Raw genomic sequence first — 22,001 nt, forward strand, 5'->3', positions numbered from 1 at the left:
TGTAAATGTTGAATCGTATTTCTAGCTTCCATAACTATCAGTCAGTACAAAATGACTTGCGCCGCCAAGAGAACAAGGTGCATCACAACCAAGCGCAACTCGCTTCTGGTAAGAAGTTACAGTCACCAAGTGATGACCCGTTGGCGACCCACTATCTACAAAATATTGGTCAGCAATCTGAGCAACTGAAACAATATGTTGATGCTATTACGTTGGTTCGAAATCGTTTAGAGCATCATGAAGTTATGATGTCTAACTCGGAAGGGTTTGCTGATGAAGCCAAACGAACCGTAATGGAAATGATCAACGGCGCGCTTTCACCGGAAGACCGTTTAGCTAAGCAGCGTGAAATTGAAGAACTGGCGAATAACTTTTTGTACTTGGCCAACTCTCAAGATGAGTCGGGTAACTATACATTTGCGGGCACTAAGCCGAAGAACCAGCCTTTCTTTCGAGATAACGAAGGGAACGTGACGTATCAAGGTGATGATTACCAACGCAAGATGCGTGTGGCAAGTAGCTTTGAGATGGCAATGAATGATCCGGGCAGCAAGTTATTTATGGAAATAGATAACCCGTTTGGTGATTACGAGCCCCAATATGAGCTTGAGCCTGCCTCTGAGTTATTACTCGAGCGTGCGACTAACAGCGCTGAAGATGGTTCTACCTATAAAGTGACTTTCGTCGACATGCAGACGGGTAAGTTCGCTTATCAACTTGAAAAAGATGGCGCAGTGGTTGCGGCAGAAGATTTTGATCCTTCGACAGGCATTGTTTACGAAGGGCTGAATATTCAAATCAAAGGCCAGATCACTAAGGGGGACTCAATCACCTTAGAGCCGAGAGAGACATTCTCTATTTTTGATACGTTCAAAGAGGCGGCAGAGCAAGCAGAACATCCGGTTTCAGATGCGTCGGCGACCGCGAAACTGCATCAAGTGACCGAAGAGTTCCATGCTGCGTTTATTCATTTGACGAAGGCAAGAACCGATGTCGGTGCGCGTTTGAATACCTTGGATATTCAAGAACAACAACATGAAGATTTTAAGTTGTCTTTAGCAAAAGCAAAAAGCAACTTTGAAGATTTGGATTATTCGAAAGCAATCATTGAATTCAATGAAAACTCTCGGGCACTGCAAGCTTCTCAACAAGCGTTTGGCAAAACCAAAGACCTGACCTTGTTTAACTATATTTAATAATTAATCGGTATTTAGTGGTGACTTGTCGATCACCATGGCGTTGATTCCTTGCCGTATGTGCTATGCCATACGTGCGAATGACGACATAGTTTGCCGCTTTTTTGTACGAAGTCTGATGTTTCTAGAATAGCGGCAAAAAACGGCAATAAGGAAGGTGAATGTTTTTACCTTCTAATAGTAGAAAATCATAGTTGCGCAGTGTTGTTTGTAAGTTTTTGATTTTTAGATAATTAAAAAATTATTCATATGAGATTAAACTTGGCATACAACTTGTATCTGTGTTGGTTATAAATGATTAATACAGATCTTAAACCTTGTATAGGGTTTATCGAGTAATACACGGTCAGTGCTTATCCATATGAGAGTAAAGCTGGCCGCTTCGCAGAAAGTTTGCGGACTCATAAGGAGAGCAAAATGGCTATTAATGTAAGTACTAACGTATCTGCTATGACAGCACAGCGTTACCTGAATAAAGCGTCGAATGACTTAGCGACTTCAATGGAGCGTTTGTCATCGGGTCACAAGATCAACAGCGCAAAAGATGATGCAGCGGGTTTGCAAATTTCGAACCGCTTAACAGCTCAATCTCGTGGTCTTGATGTGGCAATGCGTAATGCCAATGACGGTATTTCGATCGCTCAAACCGCTGAAGGTGCGATGAACGAATCAACCAACGTACTACAACGTATGCGTGATTTGGCGATTCAATCATCAAACGGTACCAACTCGCCGGCAGAGCGTACTGCACTGAATGAAGAGTCAATGGCACTTCAAGATGAGCTTAACCGTATCGCTGAAACAACCTCTTTTGGTGGCCGCCGCCTATTGAACGGTTCATTTGGTGAAGCCTCATTCCAGATCGGTGCTAGCTCCGGTGAAGCCATGATCATGGGGTTAACGAGTATCCGTGCTGATGACTTCCGCATGGGGGGCACTACATTTGATTCTGAAAACGCTAAAGATAAGAACTGGGAAGTGCCTGCACAAGCTCGCGACCTTAAGTTCGAATTCAAGACTAAAGCGGGCGAAGACATCATTTTAGATATCAATACCAAAGCGGGTGATGATATAGAAGAGCTAGCGACTTACATTAATGGTCAGTCTGATTTAGTGAACGCATCGGTGACTGATGAAGGCCGTTTGCAACTATTCGTTGCTGAACCTGATCTCGAAGGTGCAATGTCGATCTCTGGTGGTCTAGCTTCTGAGCTAGGTATTAAGAGCGAAGGTCGTCCTACATCAGTGCAAGACGTTAGCTTAACTAGTGTTGCAGGTTCACAGAACGCGATCAGCGTGATTGACTCTGCAATGAAGTACGTAGATTCACAGCGTGCTGATTTAGGTGCGAAACAGAACCGTCTAAGCCACAGTATTAATAACTTGGCAAACGTACAAGAGAACGTAGACGCTTCTAACAGCCGAATTAAAGATACGGACTTTGCGAAAGAGACGACGCAAATGACCAAATCACAAATTCTGCAACAAGCAGGTACTTCGATACTTGCTCAAGCAAAACAGTTGCCTAACTCTGCAATGTCACTATTGCAATAGTTATTGGTTGAACTTGCTGCTCGTGTTCAGACGTGAGCCATGCAGCAAGGGAAACTGGCAAGCATACTTACTATTGAATGTTTAGCTCTCTCATCTCTCACCTGCTATCCATTTTTACAGTAAGAATGCAACGGCAAGTCGGAAATGTGTTCATTTCTCGATGATCTCCACACAGGCTCTGACGCGCCAACTAGCCCCGGTTCTCTCAAAGGAAAAGGGGCTTTTTCCTTTCTGCTTTCTGCCTCTTGGGCTCCCACTAGCTTCTTTGCCTATTCTGTTATCGATCGACTTTATGTCCAATCATTCGCCTGGATCTCCAGATTCACGGCAGTATGAAATGTTAGGTGATGGAGCATTTCTATGCGTTGATTCATTTGAAGAACGTTTTGTATGTTTTATGAACACATTGAAATCTTTTGTTCGTCGATATGAGTGGTTATTTTAGAAAAACATAAAAAATAAAATACTGAAAAATAAAGACTTATTATTTTGTTTGTAGTTTTTCAAAAGTTTTTCTAAAGCTTCGTGTTTTCGAGCCGTTATTAAAAGTAACTTTGAGAGAACTACTTGGTTTTCCGAGACGTCGGAAACCGCTATACCGGAAAATCAATTGGAGAAATCACCATGGCAGTGAATGTAAATACCAACGTTTCAGCGATGACAGCGCAACGTTACCTAAATAATGCAAACAACGCACAACAAACATCAATGGAGCGCCTATCTTCAGGTTCTAAAATCAACAGCGCAAAAGATGACGCTGCGGGCCTACAAATCTCGAACCGTTTGAATGTTCAGAGTCGTGGTCTTGATGTTGCTGTACGTAATGCGAACGACGGTATCTCGATTGCACAAACGGCTGAAGGTGCAATGAACGAGACAACCAACATCCTGCAACGTATGCGTGATTTGTCTCTACAATCTTCAAACGGCTCAAACTCAAAATCTGAGCGTGTAGCGATTCAAGAAGAAGTAACCGCACTGAACGATGAACTGAACCGTATCGCGGAAACGACGTCTTTTGGTGGTAACAAGCTGCTTAACGGTACTCACGGGACTAAATCATTCCAAATCGGTGCGGATAACGGTGAAGCGGTAATGCTTCAACTGAAAGACATGCGCTCTGATAACGCTCAGATGGGTGGTAAGAGCTACCAAACTGAGAATGCAAAAGACAAAGATTGGAACGTTCAAGCGGGCTCTAACGACCTGAAACTGTCGTTCACTGATAACTTCGGTCAAGCACAAGAAATCGACATCAACGCAAAAGCGGGTGACGACATCGAAGAGCTAGCAACGTACATCAACGGTCAACAAGATTCTGTTAAAGCATCTGTGACTGAAGACGGCAAGCTACAAATGTTCACAGGCAATAACAAAGTGAGCGGCGATGTGTCTTTCTCTGGCGGTCTTGCTGGTGAGCTAGGCATCCAAGCGGGCAAAGAAGTCACGGTTGATACTATCGACGTAACGTCTGTTGGTGGCGCACAAGAATCTGTAGCAGTAATCGATGCGGCACTTAAGTATGTAGACAGCCACCGTGCTGAACTGGGTGCTTTCCAAAACCGTTTCGACCACGCTATCAGCAACTTAGACAACATTAACGAAAACGTTAATGCTTCTAAGAGCCGTATTAAAGATACCGACTTCGCGAAAGAAACGACTCAGATGACTAAGTCTCAGATCCTTTCTCAAGCTTCAAGTTCGATTCTTGCTCAAGCGAAACAAGCACCGAACTCGGCACTTAGCCTACTAGGTTAATCGATTGAAAGGCCACGTTGACTATAAGCGTTGTTGAGCATAAGCGTTAACGTTAGGCTTCCACAAATTAGCTCGTGGTGAGAGATGAGCGCTAAACAGACCCAGCTTCGGCTGGGTTTTTTATTGCCTGTTGTTTGGTATCGGAAGGGGCTGGGAAATTGCGGAGCTGAGGAGTGGGAGTAAAGCGAGTCCCATCACTTTCATTCCTCGTCGTAGAGAATCACGGGAGCGGGAAATGATGTTTTATTAGTTGAAGTTCGGTCACACTTTTCTTTGTTGTTGAAAAGAATACGAAAAAAAGCACATTTTTTATTAAAGCTTCTAACTAAGGGGCCGTTAAAGGGATTGAGAGAAATGATATGTACCAATGTAAGGTGAGAGAGACAATGGTACATAAAACAATTTGATATGTATTTGTGTGAGGTGAGAGTCACATAGGTGCATTAAAAAAAATGCCTAAAGGAGATCAACTATGGCGATTAATGTAAGCACTAACGTGTCTGCAATGACGGCTCAGCGCTACCTAAATAGCGCGGCTGAAGGTACTCAAAAATCAATGGAGCGTTTGTCTTCTGGCTATAAAATCAATAGCGCAAAAGATGATGCTGCGGGCCTACAAATCTCTAACCGCTTAACGTCGCAAAGCCGTGGCCTAGATATGGCTGTGAAAAATGCGAATGACGGGATCTCTATTGCACAAACAGCTGAAGGTGCAATGAATGAGTCAACCAACATTCTGCAACGTATGCGTGACCTTTCTCTTCAATCTTCAAACGGTTCGAACAGCAAATCTGAACGTGTTGCGATCCAAGAAGAAGTTTCTGCTCTAAATACAGAACTTAACCGTATCGCTGAAACGACCTCTTTTGGTGGTAACAAGCTTCTTAACGGTACTTACGGCAGTCAATCTTTCCAAATCGGTGCAGATTCTGGTGAAGCAGTAATGCTCACAATGAATAACATGCGTACTGACACTCAAGATATGGGTGGTAAGAGCTACAGCGTAGAAGAAGGCAAAGATGCTTCTTGGCGTGTAGGTGCTGGTGCTGACTTAACGATCAAATACAACGATAAGTTTGGTGAAGCACAAGAATTGTCTATTTCTGCGAAGGAAGGCAACGACATCGAAGAGCTAGCAACTTACATCAATGGTCAAAGCCAAGATGTTAAAGCGTCTGTAGGTGAAGGTGGCAAACTGCAACTTTTCGCTTCAAGCCAAAAAGTTGAAGGCGATGTTGAATTTGGGGGCAGCCTTGCTGGTGAATTAGGTATTGGTGCTGGTAAAGACGTTACTGTTAACGACATCGACGTAACATCGGTTGCGGGTGCAAACGAAGCAGTATCTATTATTGATGGCGCACTAAAATCTGTTGATAGTAACCGTGCTTCTCTTGGTGCTTTCCAAAACCGTTTTGACCACGCAATTAGCAACTTAGACAACATCAACGAAAACGTTAATGCATCTAAGAGCCGTATCAAAGATACCGATTACGCGAAAGAAACAACGGCAATGACGAAGTCTCAAATTCTGCAACAGGCGAGTACTTCTATCTTAGCGCAAGCGAAGCAGTCACCGTCAGCAGCTCTAAGCTTATTGGGCTAAACTTACTTCGGTAAGTAGCAGTAAACTCTACTCTTGTAGAGTTTTACTGTATGGCTCATAAAGGAGGGAGGGAGAGTGTTATGGAAATACCATCCAACGCATCGAACATCCAGCCTTATGGCTCACCCAATGGCATTAAATTTGCAAGCGATGAAGGTAGTAGTGCGTCGAGCACTTCACGACTGAAAGAAGCAACATCTTATGACAAGGTAGATAAATCAAAAGAAGAGGCTACCGCAGCAGCGATTCAATTAGCTCAAGATAGACAAGAGCTAAATGATGAAGAGCGAGTCAAGATGGTGGAGAAGGTAAACGAGTTTATCTCCTCTCTTAACAAGGGTGTTGCTTTTAAAGTCGATGAAGAGTCAGGTCGGGATGTGGTGACCATTTATGAGACCACAACCGGTGATATTATTCGCCAAATACCCGATGAAGAAATGCTTGAAATTCTAAGACGCCTAGCAGCCCAAAACTCGAATAGTCGAATATTTGAGGTGAAGGTTTAAGTCGTATTATTGAGGTGATTTAATGAGTTTTGGCCCAATGGGGATTTCGTCTGGCATGGATATCAATTCCATGGTCAGCAAAATTGTTGATTCGGAGCGCGTACCTAAACAGCAACGAATCGACAATGAACGAACGCGAATCGATACCAGCATTAGTGCCTATGGAAGACTCAGAGAATCCCTTGACTCGATGAAAAACCTGATGACAAACTTTCGTCAGGAAAAAGCTTTTGCTGTGCGAACAGTGGAAAGTACCGATGAAGGTCTTGTTTCTGCGACCGCGACTACTGAAGCGATCGCTGGCAAATATGCCATCGATGTGTTGCAGCTTGCCCAGAGCCATAAAGTGGCTTCTGATGTACTATCAGAGGATATGAAGTTTGGCCCAGGTAAGCTGCAGATTTCGCTTGGCGACAATAGTTTTGATGTACAAGTTGGCGATAGATCGAAACTTATCGATATTGTTCGCAGCATAAACGGCGCAGATAGCAACCCAGGCGTTCGCGCATCGGTTATCAATGATGTTGAAGGCCCACGACTTATTGTTGCCTCGAACCAGTCCGGTTCCGATCAGCAGATCAGTATCAATGTTGAATCTGATACTGCCAATCCTCTCAAAAAACTCGAATACAAGACTCTTGAAGAGCGTGTTAAAACGTTGGAGAAAGCTCGTCTTTCCGCTCAAGAGATCCTTTCTAAGCCTGCACCAGGGCAAGAAGTTGCAGTCTTAGAACCCTTTAGTGAGGCTAATAAGTCTCAACTTGATGCTGACGGCAATCAGATTCCGCCACAAGAAGGTGGAAAGGGTAATTCTGCTAAGAGTGATAGCCTTAGCTACGGCGAGCAGGCTGCAGCCGATGGTCGAGCAGCTCTAGACGCTGCTCAGGCTGCAAAATCGGTGATGCCTGAAGATAATATTCCAGGCTGGACGGAAACGGCCTCTGGTACGTTATTGGACTCTTATTACACTCCAGAACTTGAGCTTGATGAAAAGGCGATAGAGAAGGCACCCGATGTGCCGGGGTGGTCCAATGCCGCATCAGGTACGCTGACCGATTCCTACGTGACACCAAAAGAAGCCCAACAAAAGCTTGAGGCTGAACAAGCGCGTATCGAAGAAAAAATTTCACAAGAAAAAGCGGATCTGGCTGAGAAAGTTCAAAAAGGCGAATTGACGGCTGAACAAGCTAAAAAGATTGAACGTGCCAAATTAGAACCGGAAGAGCGTGAGCATTTAGAGAAGGTCGATAAAGCACAAGCTGACTTGGTTCAGGCTCAACAGGCTTTTGATGCCTACAGTGGTATGGCTGAAGTTCAAGCTGGACAAGACTCAATGGTGGTGTTGGATGGCGTTGCTCAGCTCTCTAGTAATAACAATGTGATTGAAGATGCCGTGGAAGGGATCGATATTACGGTAAAAGGAAAAACACCAAAAGATAAGCCGCCAGCAGAAATTGGTGTGGAGTACGACCGTAATAGTGTTCGTCAAGACATTGAAGCTTTTGTTAATTCTTACAATCAGTTTTACCAAGTGTCTAAAAACTTGGCGGGCGTTGACCCAACGACTGGGCAAAAAGGCCCTCTTTCTGGCGACAGTACCGTGCGTAACGCTGACTCACGATTAAAAGGTGTGTTCTCATCAAGCATTGAAGGCGCGCCTGATAACCTAAAATCTTTGACTGAATTTGGTATCACGACCACAAGACAAGGCTCGTTAGAGATCAACTACGACATGCTCGACCGCCAACTGAACAACAACTTCGACAAGTTGGGAGAGTTCTTCGGGGGCAACAACGGTTTCGCTAAAAAAGTCGAAGATGCGATTCAAGGCATCACTGGTGTCACTGGCTCAATTCGTACGAGAGAAAAGAGCTTAGTCGAGCAAAATTATCGTCTAGCGGATGACCAAAGCGCGCTCGACCGCCGCATGGATAGCCTAGAGAACCGCACTCACTCTAAGTTCACTGCGATGCAAGATGCGACCAGTAAGATGCAATCTCAGTTGGGCAGTATGATGAATGCGTTGGGCTAGTAGATGAATGGACAACTTCAAAAGCTTTGTGAACTAGATCAACTAATTATCTCTAAGCTCGAATTAAGTGAAATTAATGCTGAAGAAATAACACAGCTTGTCGATAACAGAGATCAGTTATTGCAAAACGTGTTTCAATTAATCGACTCACATCCTGACGTTAAGCAAAGTTCTGAATGGTTTGAAGCCATTACCAGAACCAGAAAATTGGTCGAATTGATGCAGTCTGAGACGAATCGAATAGGTGAAAACCTACACAAGTATCGTCACGGTGCTAAATCAGTTCAACAATACAAAAAGTTTTTATAGAAGAGGTTTACTATGCGCGGTTCTTTACAGGCATATAAAAAGGTATCAGTGGATAGTCAGCTAACGGCTGCTTCACCGCATAAAATTGTGCAAATGTTAATGGCAGGTGCTATTGAGCGCTTGATCCAAGGCAAGGCGGCAATGCAGGCGGGTAATATCCCAGTGAAAGGTGAGCGACTTGGTAAAGCTTTAGATATCATTATTAGCCTACGTAGTTGCCTGTCTATGGATGACGGCGGCGATATAGCGAAAAACCTAGATCAACTTTATGAGTTCATGATCACGCAAATTTCTGCGGCAAATCACAAAAATGATCCACAACCCATTGATGATGTTGTTGATATTATCCGCGAAATTAAGGGCGCTTGGGACCAAATTCCGAATGAATATCACAACTTGACCTCTACTGAGGTAGGTATTTAACGAAAAATTGCAGTTTAAACCAATCTCATATCCTTTAATTGGTTGGTTGCCTTATTTTTTTAATCAAATAAAATAGAAGCCATTAGATAGCCTAATGGCTTTTTTCGTTGCTGATTTCCTTAATTTGTTCACGTAAACATAATCATTGATATTTTTTTCTGTTTTTATCGATTACGTTGCTCACCGTTTTTCCGCATCGCACCAAAATAAAGGCAATAATTCCTACTTATGCAAGGTTTGGCAAAACTGCTTGTCGTCGACGATAACGCTCAAGATCGTCACAATTTAAGCACAATATTAGAGTTTGTAGGAGAGAGCTGTGAAGTTATCAGCTCTGAACAAGCGCGCAAAGTTGACTGGTCATTACCGTGGGCAGGCTGTATTATCGGCTCAATTAAAGGTAAAGGCTTCAACATATTATTGAATGAACAGCTTGTTCACGCCAATCACATTCCTTTACTTGTGATTAGCAAAAACAATTACTCGGTTGATGAGCTAACTAACTTCGTTGGCGAACTCGAGCTTCCTCTCAACTACCCTCAATTAAGTGATGCATTAAGGCACTGTAAAGACTTCTTAGGCCGAAAAGGGGGGCAAGTTGTGTCTTCGGCACGTAAGAACACGCTGTTTCGTAGCCTAGTGGGGCAAAGTTCAGGCATTCAAGAAGTACGTCACTTAATTGAACAAGTCTCTTCTACGGAAGCTAACGTATTGATTCTTGGCGAATCGGGTACGGGTAAAGAAGTGGTAGCGCGTAATATTCACTACCATTCTAAGCGTCGTACTGGACCATTTGTGCCTGTGAATTGTGGCGCGATTCCAGCCGATTTGCTCGAAAGTGAACTATTTGGCCACGAGAAAGGGGCGTTTACCGGCGCAATTACCGCACGTAAAGGCCGCTTTGAGTTAGCCGAAGGTGGCACGTTGTTCCTTGATGAAATTGGTGATATGCCAATGGCGATGCAAGTTAAACTGTTACGTGTTTTACAAGAGCGTTGCTTTGAACGCGTAGGTGGCAACACTACCATTCAAGCTAATGTCCGTGTGATAGCAGCCACACACCGCAACCTCGAAGATATGATCGACGATGAATCTTTCCGTGAGGACCTTTACTACCGCTTGAATGTCTTCCCGATTGAAATGCCGGCACTTCAACATCGTAAAGAAGATATTCCACTGTTGCTTCAAGAGCTAATGACCAGAATGGAAGCGGAAGGTAGCATGCCTATTTGCTTTACGCCGCGTGCCATCAACTCTTTGATGGAACATGATTGGCCAGGTAATGTTCGTGAACTTGCTAACCTCATTGAACGAATGTTGATCCTCTATCCGAATAGTCTGGTCGACGTTAATCATCTTCCAACGAAGTACAGATACAGCGATATTCCTGAGTTCCAACCTGAATTTAATAGCTTTACCTCTGAAGAAGAACAAGAGCGCGATGCATTGGCGGACTTGTTTTCCGAAGATTTCAGTTTTGATCAGCAAGATGATATTGCCGATAATGTGAATGCGCCTCAAGAGTTACCCGCTGAAGGGGTTAATCTGAAAGAGCTGCTCGCTGATATGGAAGTGAACATGATTAGTCAAGCCTTGGAGGCTCAGGGGGGGATCGTTGCTCGTGCTGCCGACATGCTTGGAATGCGAAGAACCACTCTGGTTGAAAAAATGCGTAAATATAACTTACAGCGTTAGTATTTAGCTTTAGACGAAAACACAAAAAATAGTACATACTTTTAGCTAAATTTTAACTTTAACTAATTGAATCGATAAAACATAGCCGAGTTGTTGCTTGATTAACTATGTGATAAATATAGCAAATAGCCTGACTCGTATTGTACGTGCCAGGCTGTTTTAGTATTTGAGGCAAATTTTTGATATGCACGTATCTAACGAACCAGAAAATCAGTCACATCTAGATTCTGTTGAGCAGCAAGTTGAGCGCTATAAACAAGTGCTCGATGTGATGCCCGCTGGTGTTATCTTGTTAGATACACATGGTGAAGTGAGAGAAGCCAACCCAGAAGCGCACCGTATTCTCAGTGTTGAGTTAGTTGGTGAGAAGTGGTTTTCGGTGATTCAAAGTGCCTTCGACCCAAAAGACGATGATGGTCATGAGATCTCATTAAAGAACGGACGAAAAGTGCGTTTAGCGATTTCAGCTTCTACGACAGGTCAACTGATATTGATTACCGACCTGACTGAGACTCGCCTATTGCAATCTCGTGTGAGTGATCTCCAGCGCTTGTCGTCGTTAGGTCGAATGGTAGCTTCGCTTGCGCATCAGGTTCGCACTCCACTTTCTAGCGCGATGCTGTATGCATCAAACCTTGCCGCGCCAAACCTACCGTCGGCAACAAAGACGCGTTTTCAATCTAAGCTTATGGACAGGTTGCATGACTTAGAGAAGCAAGTTAATGATATGCTGTTGTTTGCTAAAGGTGGCGACAACAAAGTAGTTAAGCCATTTACTGTGGCTGAATTGATCAATGAATTCCATCCCATGGTTGAAGCGGCATTAAAAACCAACCAGATTGATTATTGCCAAGAAGTTGAAGGCGAAGAGACTCAAATGTTTGGTAATGCTAATGCGATCGCTTCGGCGTTAAGCAACTTGGTTTTGAATGCGGTTCAAATTGCTGGTAAGGAATCGCAGATTGATGTGTTTTTTAGACCGGTAAACGGTGAACTTAAGATATCAGTACAAGACAGTGGCCCCGGTGTACCCAAGGAGCTTCAAGGTAAAATTATGGAACCCTTCTTTACCACCCGTTCTCAAGGTACAGGTTTAGGCTTAGCGGTTGTACAAATGGTATGTCGAGCCCATGAAGGCCGGCTGGAATTGATCTCAGAAGAAGGTGATGGCGCATGTTTTACCATGTGCTTGCCACTTGAAAGAAGCGCTTCTACTGAAGACTAATAAGTTGAACTGAATTTACACTGGAGAATCCTATGGCTCAAAGCAAAGTGTTAATCGTCGAAGATGATGAAGGTCTACGCGAAGCCCTTGTCGATACTCTCGCGCTTGCTGGCTATGAATGGCTGGAAGCGGATAGTGCGGAAGATGCTCTGGTAAAATTAAAATCCAACTCTGTTGATATTGTTGTGTCTGACGTTCAAATGGCGGGCATGGGTGGTTTGGCACTATTGCGAAACATCAAGCAGCATTGGCCAAATTTACCGGTACTGTTGATGACTGCCTATGCCAACATCGAAGATGCCGTGGCGGCAATGAAAGAGGGCGCGATCGACTATATGGCGAAGCCATTTGCGCCAGAAGTACTGCTAAACATGGTGAGCCGCTATGCTCCCGTTAAGTCGGATGACAATGGTGATGCTATCGTTGCCGATGAAAAGAGCATCAAGTTAATGATGCTGGCTGATAAAGTAGCGAAAACTGACGCCAATGTCATGGTGCTTGGGCCTAGTGGTTCTGGTAAAGAGGTGATGTCTCGTTATATTCACAATGCTTCCAGTCGTAAGGATGGACCGTTTGTCGCGATTAACTGCGCTGCGATCCCCGATAATATGTTGGAAGCGACCCTGTTTGGTTATGAAAAAGGCGCTTTTACTGGCGCTATTCAGGCGTGTCCGGGTAAATTCGAACAGGCGCAAGGTGGTACTATTTTGTTGGATGAGATCAGTGAAATGGATCTTAGCCTACAAGCGAAACTACTGCGCGTGTTGCAAGAGCGCGAAGTTGAACGCCTAGGTAGTCGTAAGAGCATCAAGTTAGATGTTCGTGTGTTGGCGACCAGTAACCGAGATCTTAAACAGTATGTTTCTGAAGGGAATTTTCGTGAAGATCTATACTACAGACTGAATGTTTTCCCTATTTCTTGGCCACCACTTTGTGAACGTAAAGGGGATATTGAGCCTTTAGCTAAGCATCTGATCGAGCGCCATTGCACCAAACTTGGTATGCCAGTACCGACTCTGTCAGTCAAAGCCACTAACAAACTCGTCAATTATCCGTGGCCAGGAAATGTGCGTGAATTGGATAATGTAATACAGCGTGCTCTAATATTGAGTGAGAAAGAGCATATATCTGGTGAGCATATCCTTCTTGAAGGTGTTGATTGGCAAGATGCGAGTGGTCTCCAACAAATTGTTGAAGGCAGTGATGTTATGGCGCCAGAACTTAAACCTATTTCTGAAGCAAACCCAATCAATAAAGTAGTAGCTAGTAGTGAAGGACTTGGTAATGAACTTAGAGATCAAGAGTATGCGATAATTCTTGAAACCTTGATCGCGTGTAATGGTCGACGCAAAGATATGGCCGAAAAACTGGGCATTAGTCCTCGTACATTGCGCTATAAGTTGGCGAAAATGCGTGATGCTGGAATAGATATCCCAAACTGAGGATAGATTAGTAGTGCCAGCTTTCTGATTGTTGTAGTACGATGTCTAGTCAAAATAATGTGTGGCACGCTAATTGCTCAGTCAATAATACAGCGAAATAGATAGTCATAATTTTGACTCCTGAGGTGGTAGATGAAAATAGATGGTTTACAAGGCGAAATGCAGGCAATGATGGTTGAAGCTGCTAGCGCGCGTCCTACAGTAACAGGGCAAGCGGTCGGTGCAGATTTTGGCAACATGCTTACGAAAGCCATCAATAATGTGAACTCATTACAAAAGACCTCAGGTAATCTTCAAGCACGTTTTGATAGTGGTGACCAAAGCGTGTCTCTATCCGATGTGATGATTGCTCGTAATAAATCTAGTGTGGCTTTTGAGGCGACGATCCAAATTAGAAATAAATTGGTCGAATCGTACAAAGAGCTGATGAATATGCCGGTATAATTTAGGTAGTTAAATAGTGGCAGATAATAGTCAAACAACAGATTTAACCGTAAACGATAGTAACGATCACGCACTTATTGCAGGTTCTGAGCTTGACGGAGAAGGGCAAAACCCCGATCTGGGTGAACGCAGTTCATCGAAATTCGATATGGCCGTGGGCGATCTCGATTTACTTCGTCAGGTTGTATTAGTTCTTTCCATCTCTATTTGTGTAGCGCTTATTGTTATGCTTTTTTTCTGGGTAAAAGAGCCAGAAATGCGTCCATTAGGGGCTTACGAAACAGAAGAGTTGATCCCCGTTCTGGATTACTTAGATCTGCAAAAGATCGAGTACTCTCTTGAAGGCAACACTATCTCTGTTCCTGCCAGCGAGTACAACTCTCTGAAGTTGAATATGGTTCGAGCTGGTTTGAACCAAGAGCGAAACGCGGGTGATGACATTCTCATGCAAGATATGGGTTTTGGTGTGTCACAACGTTTGGAGCAAGAGCGCCTTAAGTTAAGCCGTGAAAGACAGCTTGCGAAAGCCATTGAACAGATGAAACAGGTTCGTAAAGCACAGGTTTTATTGGCCTTGCCAAAGCAAAGTGTGTTCGTGCGTCACAATCAAGAAGCCTCTGCTTCTGTATTCCTAACTCTTAAAACGGGCACCAACCTTAAGCAGCAAGAGGTGGATTCTGTTGTGGATATGGTGGCGAGTGCCGTTCCGGGAATGAAAACCTCACGTATTACCGTAACCGATCAGCATGGTCGATTGTTGAGCTCAGGCTCTCAAGACCCTATGTCAGCGGCGCGTCGTAAAGAACATGAATTAGAGCGTAACCAAGAGCAAGCGCTGCGTGAAAAAATTGACTCTATTCTGATTCCTATTCTTGGGTTTGGTAACTATACCGCTCAGGTGGATATTCAGCTCGATTTTAGTGCGGTGGAGCAAACGAGAAAACGTTTTGATCCAAATACCCCCGCGACTCGAAGTGAGTACACGCTAGAAGACTACAATAATGGCAATACGGTTGCCGGAATTCCAGGTGCTTTGAGTAATCAGCCACCTGCTGATGCCTCAATTCCACAAGATGTTGCCCAAATGAAAGATGGTTCTTTGACGGGCCAAGGTTCGGTTCATAAAGAAGCGACCCGAAACTTCGAGTTAGACACAACCATTAGCCACGAACGTAAACAGAGTGGAACGGTTAACCGTCAGACAGTATCTGTCGCGATAAAAGACCGTCAATCATTGAATCCAGATACGGGTGAAGTGGTCCACACGCCAATCCCTGTGAGCGAGATCAACGCGATTCGCCAGGTTTTGATTGGCACTGTGGGTTTTGATGAAACCCGTGGCGATTTGCTCAACGTATTAAGCATGCAGTTTGCACCACAAGTCACTGACATTGTCCCAGATGTCCCAATTTGGGAGCATCCAAACTTTAATGATTGGGTACGTTGGTTCGCAAGTGCGTTGGTCATCATTGTGGTGGTGTTGGTGCTTGTTCGTCCAGCAATGAAAAAACTGCTTAATCCTGCAGCGGACAACGATGAACAGATGTATGGTCCTGACGGTATGCCAATTGGTGCTGATGGCGAAACCAGCTTAATTGGTGGAGATATCGAAGGTGGCGAACTGTTTGAGTTTGGTTCAAGTATTGACTTACCAAACCTTCATAAAGACGAAGACGTGCTGAAAGCAGTGCGTGCACTCGTAGCGAATGAACCAGAGCTAGCAGCTCAAGTAGTTAAAAATTGGATGGTAGATGGCTAACGAAATAGCTCCACAACAAACGGAAGGCGGTGAAGTGCTTGATGTCTCTAGCGTGGATATCGACTCTATCTCAGGCGATGAACGCGCTGCGATCTTATTGCTAAGTTTAAATGAAGAAGATGCTGCTGGCATTATTCGTCACCTAGAGCCAAAGCAGGTTCAGCGTGTGGGTAGTGCGATGGCGCGAGCTACAGACCTATCCCAAGAGAAAGTAGGCGCAGTGCACCGTGCTTTCTTGGATGATATTCAGAAGTATACCAACATTGGTATGGGCAGCGAAGACTTCATGCGTAATGCGCTGGTGGCTGCCCTTGGTGAAGATAAGGCGAATAACCTTGTTGACCAAATCCTCCTCGGCACAGGTTCGAAAGGTTTGGATTCGCTTAAGTGGATGGATCCTCGTCAGGTGGCGAGCATTATCATCAACGAGCACCCTCAAATTCAAACCATTGTGTTGTCGTACCTCGATTCTGACCAATCGGCAGAAATATTGTCTCAGTTCCCAGAACGCGTTCGTCTGGATCTGATGATGCGTATTGCCAACCTTGAAGAAGTACAACCTTCGGCGCTTGCTGAACTGAACGAAATCATGGAGAAACAGTTCGCGGGTCAAGCGGGTGCTCAAGCTGCCAAAATTGGTGGCCTGAAAGCCGCGGCTGAGATCATGAACTACATGGACAACAACGTGGAAGGCGTCTTGATGGATCAAATCCGTGACCAAGACGAAGACATGGCAACGCAGATTCAAGATTTGATGTTTGTCTTTGAAAACCTTATTGAAGTTGATGATCAAGGTGTCCAGAGGTTGCTGCGTGATGTTCCACAAGACGTTCTACAGAAAGCCCTTAAGGGCGCTGATGAAGGTTTACGTGAGAAGATCTTCAAGAACATGTCGAAACGTGCAGCAGATATGATGAGAGACGATATTGAGGCGATGCCGCCAGTGAAAGTTTCTGACGTTGAAGCGGCTCAGAAAGAGATTTTGGGGATTGCTAGGAAAATGGCAGACAGTGGCGAGATTATGCTGTCTGGTGGCGCCGACGAGTTCCTTTAATACAGAAACCTCAAAGCCCCACACTGCTGGGGCTTTTTTTATCCAATCTCGAACCATAAATTAATGAAGTTTAACTGCTTGAATTTACAATGCAGTTTGACTTACTCATAGATAGGTACTGATATGTCAGGTGATAGAAAACGCGGCTTCCTTCGCCCTGAAGAAGATAATACGGTTGCCCAACCTCAGAAATGGGGGCTGCCTGACTACACCTCTGATGTGAGCAAACAAGCTAAAGAAACCGCCTTTAACTACGACCCTAGTTGGATGCCAACGGTTGAAGAAGCCATTGAAGATGAAGAGCTGGTTCTGACTGAAGAGCAAATAGAGCTGATTAAACAAGGCGCTTTTCAGGAAGGACTGCATCAAGGCCAAGAGGCGGGCTTTAAGCAAGGCTATGAAAAAGGAAAAGAAGAAGGTTTTGCCGCAGGTCATGAAGAAGGCAACGAAGCCGGGAAGCTTGAAGGCGTAACCGCGGGTCAAGAGTACATTCAACAGCAGGTGGCCGTCTTCATGGGGCTGGCAAACCAGTTCGCTCAACCGTTAGAGCTAATGAACGCTCAGGTGGAGAAACAATTGGTCGACATGGTACTTACCATGGTCAAAGAAGTGGTTCATGTTGAAGTGCAAACCAATCCACAAATCATATTAGATACCGTCAAAGAATCGGTAGAGTCATTGCCGATCTCTGGTCACGCGATCACATTGAAGCTTAACCCTGAAGACGTCGCGATTATTCGCTCTGCGTATGGCGAGACTGAATTGGATTGCCGTAATTGGACGCTGGTGGCAGAGCCTGCACTCAATCGTGGTGACGTACAAATCGAAGCGGGTGAGTCGAGTGTTAATTACCGCATGGAAGAGCGTGTGAAGAACGTGCTTCATAGTTTCTGCGGCGTAAACCGTCACCAAGGCCATGAGTAATGCTTGAGTTAGCGAACCGTCTTAGCCAATACAAAGTCGAAGGGCTAAAATCGCGACCAATTGCATCAGGTAAGTTAGTACGAGTAATTGGCTTAACGCTGGAAGCGACGGGCTGTAAAGCACCCATCGGCAGCCTGTGTTTAGTTGAAACCATGTCTGGTCATATGGAAGCAGAAGTGGTCGGCTTCTCTGGCGATAATCTATTTTTGATGCCAAGTGAGCAAATCACTGGGATATTACCTGGCGCTCGTGTCACGCCAATGACCTCAGAGAGCGGTATTCCGGTTGGGATGGAGTTGCTTGGTCGAGTGATCGATGGTGTCGGTAATCCACTCGACGGGCTAGGTCCAATTTATACTGAGCAACGCGCTTCATTTAATGCTGAGCCAATCAACCCTCTAGCTCGTAAACCGATTTCTGAACCACTTGATGTAGGATTAAAAGCCATTAATGGTTTGCTCACGGTGGGGAAAGGGCAGCGTATCGGCCTATTTGCGGGTTCTGGTGTGGGTAAGTCGGTTACGCTCGGCATGATGACTCGAGGCACAACGGCACAAGTGGTGGTAGTCGGGCTAATTGGTGAGCGTGGACGAGAAGTTAAAGAATTTATTGAAGAGATTCTTGGTGAAGATGGCCGTAAACGTTCGGTTGTTGTTGCCGCTCCTGCAGATTCATCACCATTGATGCGTTTAAAAGGCTGTCAAACCGCGTTGGCTGTCGCCGAGTACTTCCGAGACCAAGGTTTAGATGTTCTGTTACTAATGGATTCATTGACCCGTTTTGCTCAGGCTCAGCGTGAAATTGCTCTGTCTGTGGGTGAGCCACCAGCAACCAAAGGTTATCCGCCATCAGTCTTCGCTAAGCTTCCTGCGCTGGTGGAACGAGCAGGTAACGGCAATGATGAACAAGGTTCAATTACCGCTTTCTTTACCGTGTTAACCGAAGGCGATGACTTACAAGATCCGATTGCGGATGCGTCGCGAGCGATTCTCGATGGTCACGTTGTGTTGTCGCGTGAGATGGCCGATGCCGGTCATTATCCTGCGATTGATGTTGAGAAATCCGTCAGTCGTGTTATGCCGCAAATTACCACTGAAGAACATGTCTTGATGTCGAAAGCGGTAAGGCAAGTGCTGTCTATCTGCCGTAAAAACCAAGATTTGGTGTCGATTGGTGCATACAAGCCAGGAACGGATCCAGCAATCGATAGTGCCTTCACGTTGAAACCAAAACTGGATGAGTACTTGCAGCAGAAGATGAAAGAAACTGTCCCATACGACATGTGCGTCAACATGTTGAAACATGTATTGGGTGGCTAACGAGTGAATAAGGTTAGTCATGGATAACGCATTAGAATTTTTGCTCGATCAAGCCAAAGATCAAGAGAACCAAGCTGTACTTGCGCTCAACAAAGCGAACTCGGAGCTGCAAGGTTACTATGAGCAAGTTGCGCAGATTGAAAAGTATCGACTGGATTACTGTCAGCAGCTCGTTGACCGCGGTAAGGCAGGCTTAACGGCGAGCCAATATGGTCACTTGAACCGCTTCTTAACTCAGTTGGATGAGACATTATCCAAACAGAGAGAAGCCGAGCACCACTTTAAAAATCAAGTCGATAACTGCCAAAACTACTGGATGGAGTTACGCAAAAAACGTAAATCCTACGAGTGGTTGATGGAGAAAAAGCAGAAAGAGAAAGCAAAGCTGCAAGATCAAAGAGAACAAAAGCAAATGGATGAGTTCTCGACTCTGTTATACAGCCGAAAGAAGATGTGATCCTAAGCCACGAATGACGTAAGTGCTGTTCTCGATATTGTGAGAACTGAACTTATAGGCATGTTTCTTGCTCCGTTTTATATAAAATTGCGCGTTATGCCCACCAAAGGCATGAAAAGCATCCGACTTTCTTTTTGTTGTCTGATTCATGGCAGCAAAGCTAGTAGATAGAGCTTGTATATATGAATGTTAGTCTTTCCTCAAATTCAGCGACCAACAAAACGTCATCGTTGTTGGACACCGGTTCTGCCTCTTCCAAGGTAGAAGAAACCGGCGACTCTAAAGGTTTCTTTGAGTCCTTTAAAGAAGCGCTCGGCTTTGAAGAAAGTGACAGTAAATCCGCAGCAAAAGACACAGAAATCACAGCGAAATCTGATGCTAAACAGGCATCTACCGAAGGTGAAGCGTCAGCCGAAACGAACAAAGGTGATTCAGCTGAATCAAAGGCTACTGACGAAGTGAGCGAAGCGCAAAGCAAGCAAGCAGCTTCAGAAGTAGAAGGCGAGAAAGCAGCTGATAAAACATCTGCAGAGGCTGCGTCTGGATCTGAGGATCAGCTCAAAGCCAATTCGGGCACTGATAAAACTGTCGCAGATAAGGCTGACGGTAAAGATGCTCAGGCTGAGACCGATTCTAAAGAGCAGGTTGCTCAATCCCAAACTCAGGGTTCATCAGCTGTAGATGGTGCTACGCAGGCATCGCAAGCCAATGCAGCGATGAGTGAAGGCAATAAATTGCTTGGTCAATTGGATGAGGCAAACAAAACTCTAAATCAAGCACCAAACGGCAAAGGCTTGCCTCAGCAAGGTCAGGTAGAACAAGCCCAAGGTAATATCACTGGTGCATCTGTTGCAGGAGCTTCCGTTACGGATAAGGCGACACCACAAGCCAAGGCTGCAAATCAAGAGAAGAGCCTTGAAGTCGATTCTGAAATCGCTGTACTTACCGGCGGTAAGGGTGTTTCTCAGCTGACTGATGCTGAAATTCGACAGTTGATGGAGAAAGGCGTCACTCCAGAACAAATTGAAGCCAGTATGAGCCGAGAGCTGAGCCAAAAGAATGCGGCTAGTGCGGTTACTGCCGAGCAGAGCCCGGCATTGTCAGCCGCGGATATTGAACTTGCAAAGCAGGTGGATGCCCATACCAAAGCGCTAAACCAATTGAATGGACAAATCGAATCAGAGCAGTCTGTTGTCGATAGCTTGCTTCAGAAGCAACAAAGTGGCGCTAAGTTGACGGTCGACGAGCAAGCCGCCTTAGCTGAAGTGACCTCTAACCTAGACCTGTTGAATCAACAGCTCGCTAACGTTCAACAACAAGCAACAGCTTTGCTAAGTCAAGCTCCGGCTGCGAACAGTGCGTCTGGTGAACCCGCTGCTATCGATTGGGATAATACGGATTCAAGCGAAACTAAAGCCTTAGCTGCGGCAGCATCAACAGCAGCTGTAGCGACGGCGGCACAACAAGTGTCAGCGCAGACCGCTTCTCAGTCAGCAAACAATGCTCTTACGGACAAGGCGGCAATGCTGCACGCCAATAATGCACATGCAGCCCAACAGGCCGCAGCTCAACAAGCTAATGTTGCTTCACCTCAGCAGCAAGCAACGCTGGATCCAGCTTTAACCGCGCAAGGTATGGCGATGAATGCAATGCCAGCCGCTACAAAAGCAGGCTCGACTGATACGCTTCTTAAAGCGGGCGCCGGTGCAGCAGCACTGTCTGGTTTGGGTAAAGCGGGTGCTAAAGAAGATTCTAAAGATTCGACTTTTGCTCAGCAGATCGCTTCTGCGGCTGGTGCACAAGGTACGGCAACGGTGGGTTCAGGACCTACGCGAGCTGAAATTCAAGCTGCTCAACAAGCGCCCTTACAGCTCACCAAAGAGCTAGCCAATGAGCAGGTGGCTGAAAAAGTACAAATGATGATGTCTAAGAACCTCAAAAACTTGGACATCCGTCTCGACCCACCAGAGCTGGGTCAGATGAAAATTCGCATGACCATGAATAATGACGTGGCAAACGTGCACTTTACGGTGAGTAATCAGCAAGCGAGAGATGTGATTGAACAAACATTACCTCGCTTGAGAGAGATGTTAGCTCAACAAGGGATGCAGCTTGCTGATTCATCAGTTCAACAACAGAGTTCTGGTCAGGGCCAAGAGAGTTACAACAATGGTGAACAGCAATCAGGTCCTAACCGCACAAATGATGGTCAAGGTGATGAAAATCTTGATAGCAGCAGCAATCTTGAATTGAATGTCGCATCAAAGCGTGATGGAATTAGCTATTATGCCTAATATCAGC

At 45.1% G+C, this 22,001-nt stretch carries 18 protein-coding genes; all 18 read left to right on the plus strand.

The window, feature by feature from the left end:
* Window positions 1–5: 5 nt before the first annotated feature.
* The 18 genes from flgL (at window position 6) to OCV24_RS04340 (ending at window position 21,994) form a co-directional block, all read left to right on the plus strand.
* A complete protein-coding gene (gene flgL, locus OCV24_RS04255) occupies window positions 6–1,196 on the plus strand; it encodes a flagellar hook-associated protein FlgL (protein ID WP_017056860.1) in 1,191 nt (396 codons plus the stop codon).
* A 417-nt stretch (window positions 1,197–1,613) separates the two neighbouring features.
* Window positions 1,614–2,750, plus strand: a complete 1,137-nt coding sequence (locus OCV24_RS04260; RefSeq protein WP_017056861.1) for a flagellin — start codon at window positions 1,614–1,616, stop codon at window positions 2,748–2,750.
* A 624-nt stretch (window positions 2,751–3,374) separates the two neighbouring features.
* Window positions 3,375–4,508: a flagellin gene (locus OCV24_RS04265; protein WP_065311174.1), complete on the plus strand. Its 1,134-nt coding sequence runs from the start codon at window positions 3,375–3,377 to the stop codon at window positions 4,506–4,508.
* Between the two features lie 472 nt (window positions 4,509–4,980).
* Window positions 4,981–6,111, plus strand: a complete 1,131-nt coding sequence (locus OCV24_RS04270) for a flagellin (RefSeq protein ID WP_017056863.1) — start codon at window positions 4,981–4,983, stop codon at window positions 6,109–6,111.
* A gap of 80 nt (window positions 6,112–6,191) precedes the next feature.
* Entirely contained in the window at window positions 6,192–6,617 is a 426-nt protein-coding gene (gene flaG, locus OCV24_RS04275) for a flagellar protein FlaG (protein ID WP_017056864.1), read from the plus strand.
* A 22-nt stretch (window positions 6,618–6,639) separates the two neighbouring features.
* The gene (gene fliD / locus OCV24_RS04280) at window positions 6,640–8,649 is read left to right on the plus strand and encodes a flagellar filament capping protein FliD (protein WP_150878069.1); all 2,010 of its coding nucleotides are present in this window, start codon (window positions 6,640–6,642) and stop codon (window positions 8,647–8,649) included.
* Window positions 8,650–8,652: 3 nt separating this feature from the next.
* Window positions 8,653–8,958 carry a flagellar protein FliT gene (locus tag OCV24_RS04285; RefSeq protein ID WP_102506095.1) on the plus strand — a complete coding sequence of 102 codons (306 nt, stop codon included), beginning with the start codon at window positions 8,653–8,655 and terminating at the stop codon, window positions 8,956–8,958.
* A gap of 12 nt (window positions 8,959–8,970) precedes the next feature.
* Window positions 8,971–9,381, plus strand: a complete 411-nt coding sequence (gene fliS, locus OCV24_RS04290) for a flagellar export chaperone FliS (protein WP_017056867.1) — start codon at window positions 8,971–8,973, stop codon at window positions 9,379–9,381.
* A 228-nt stretch (window positions 9,382–9,609) separates the two neighbouring features.
* Window positions 9,610–11,076 carry a sigma-54 dependent transcriptional regulator gene (locus OCV24_RS04295; protein WP_017056868.1) on the plus strand — a complete coding sequence of 489 codons (1,467 nt, stop codon included), beginning with the start codon at window positions 9,610–9,612 and terminating at the stop codon, window positions 11,074–11,076.
* Window positions 11,077–11,260: 184 nt separating this feature from the next.
* Window positions 11,261–12,301: a sensor histidine kinase gene (locus tag OCV24_RS04300; RefSeq protein WP_017056869.1), complete on the plus strand. Its 1,041-nt coding sequence runs from the start codon at window positions 11,261–11,263 to the stop codon at window positions 12,299–12,301.
* Window positions 12,302–12,333: 32 nt separating this feature from the next.
* Window positions 12,334–13,743, plus strand: a complete 1,410-nt coding sequence (locus tag OCV24_RS04305; RefSeq protein WP_150878071.1) for a sigma-54-dependent transcriptional regulator — start codon at window positions 12,334–12,336, stop codon at window positions 13,741–13,743.
* 132 nt (window positions 13,744–13,875) lie between these two features.
* The gene (gene fliE, locus OCV24_RS04310) at window positions 13,876–14,187 is read left to right on the plus strand and encodes a flagellar hook-basal body complex protein FliE (protein WP_017056871.1); all 312 of its coding nucleotides are present in this window, start codon (window positions 13,876–13,878) and stop codon (window positions 14,185–14,187) included.
* A 16-nt stretch (window positions 14,188–14,203) separates the two neighbouring features.
* Complete coding sequence (fliF, locus tag OCV24_RS04315; RefSeq protein ID WP_017056872.1) at window positions 14,204–15,946, plus strand: flagellar basal-body MS-ring/collar protein FliF; 1,743 nt, start codon at window positions 14,204–14,206, stop codon at window positions 15,944–15,946.
* The gene (gene fliG, locus OCV24_RS04320; protein ID WP_046224360.1) at window positions 15,939–17,000 is read left to right on the plus strand and encodes a flagellar motor switch protein FliG; all 1,062 of its coding nucleotides are present in this window, start codon (window positions 15,939–15,941) and stop codon (window positions 16,998–17,000) included. Before fliF ends, fliG begins: the two co-directional genes overlap by 8 nt.
* Before the next feature lie 123 nt (window positions 17,001–17,123).
* Window positions 17,124–17,924, plus strand: a complete 801-nt coding sequence (fliH, locus tag OCV24_RS04325; RefSeq protein ID WP_102506093.1) for a flagellar assembly protein FliH — start codon at window positions 17,124–17,126, stop codon at window positions 17,922–17,924.
* The gene (fliI, locus tag OCV24_RS04330; RefSeq protein WP_017056875.1) at window positions 17,924–19,243 is read left to right on the plus strand and encodes a flagellar protein export ATPase FliI; all 1,320 of its coding nucleotides are present in this window, start codon (window positions 17,924–17,926) and stop codon (window positions 19,241–19,243) included. Before fliH ends, fliI begins: the two co-directional genes overlap by 1 nt.
* Before the next feature lie 19 nt (window positions 19,244–19,262).
* The gene (gene fliJ / locus OCV24_RS04335) at window positions 19,263–19,700 is read left to right on the plus strand and encodes a flagellar export protein FliJ (RefSeq protein WP_017631772.1); all 438 of its coding nucleotides are present in this window, start codon (window positions 19,263–19,265) and stop codon (window positions 19,698–19,700) included.
* Window positions 19,701–19,882: 182 nt separating this feature from the next.
* Entirely contained in the window at window positions 19,883–21,994 is a 2,112-nt protein-coding gene (locus OCV24_RS04340; protein ID WP_150878074.1) for a flagellar hook-length control protein FliK, read from the plus strand.
* The last annotated feature ends 7 nt before the right edge of the window (window positions 21,995–22,001 follow it).

It is taken from the genome of Vibrio kanaloae (genome assembly GCF_024347535.1).
GTDB lineage: Bacteria > Pseudomonadota > Gammaproteobacteria > Enterobacterales > Vibrionaceae > Vibrio > Vibrio kanaloae.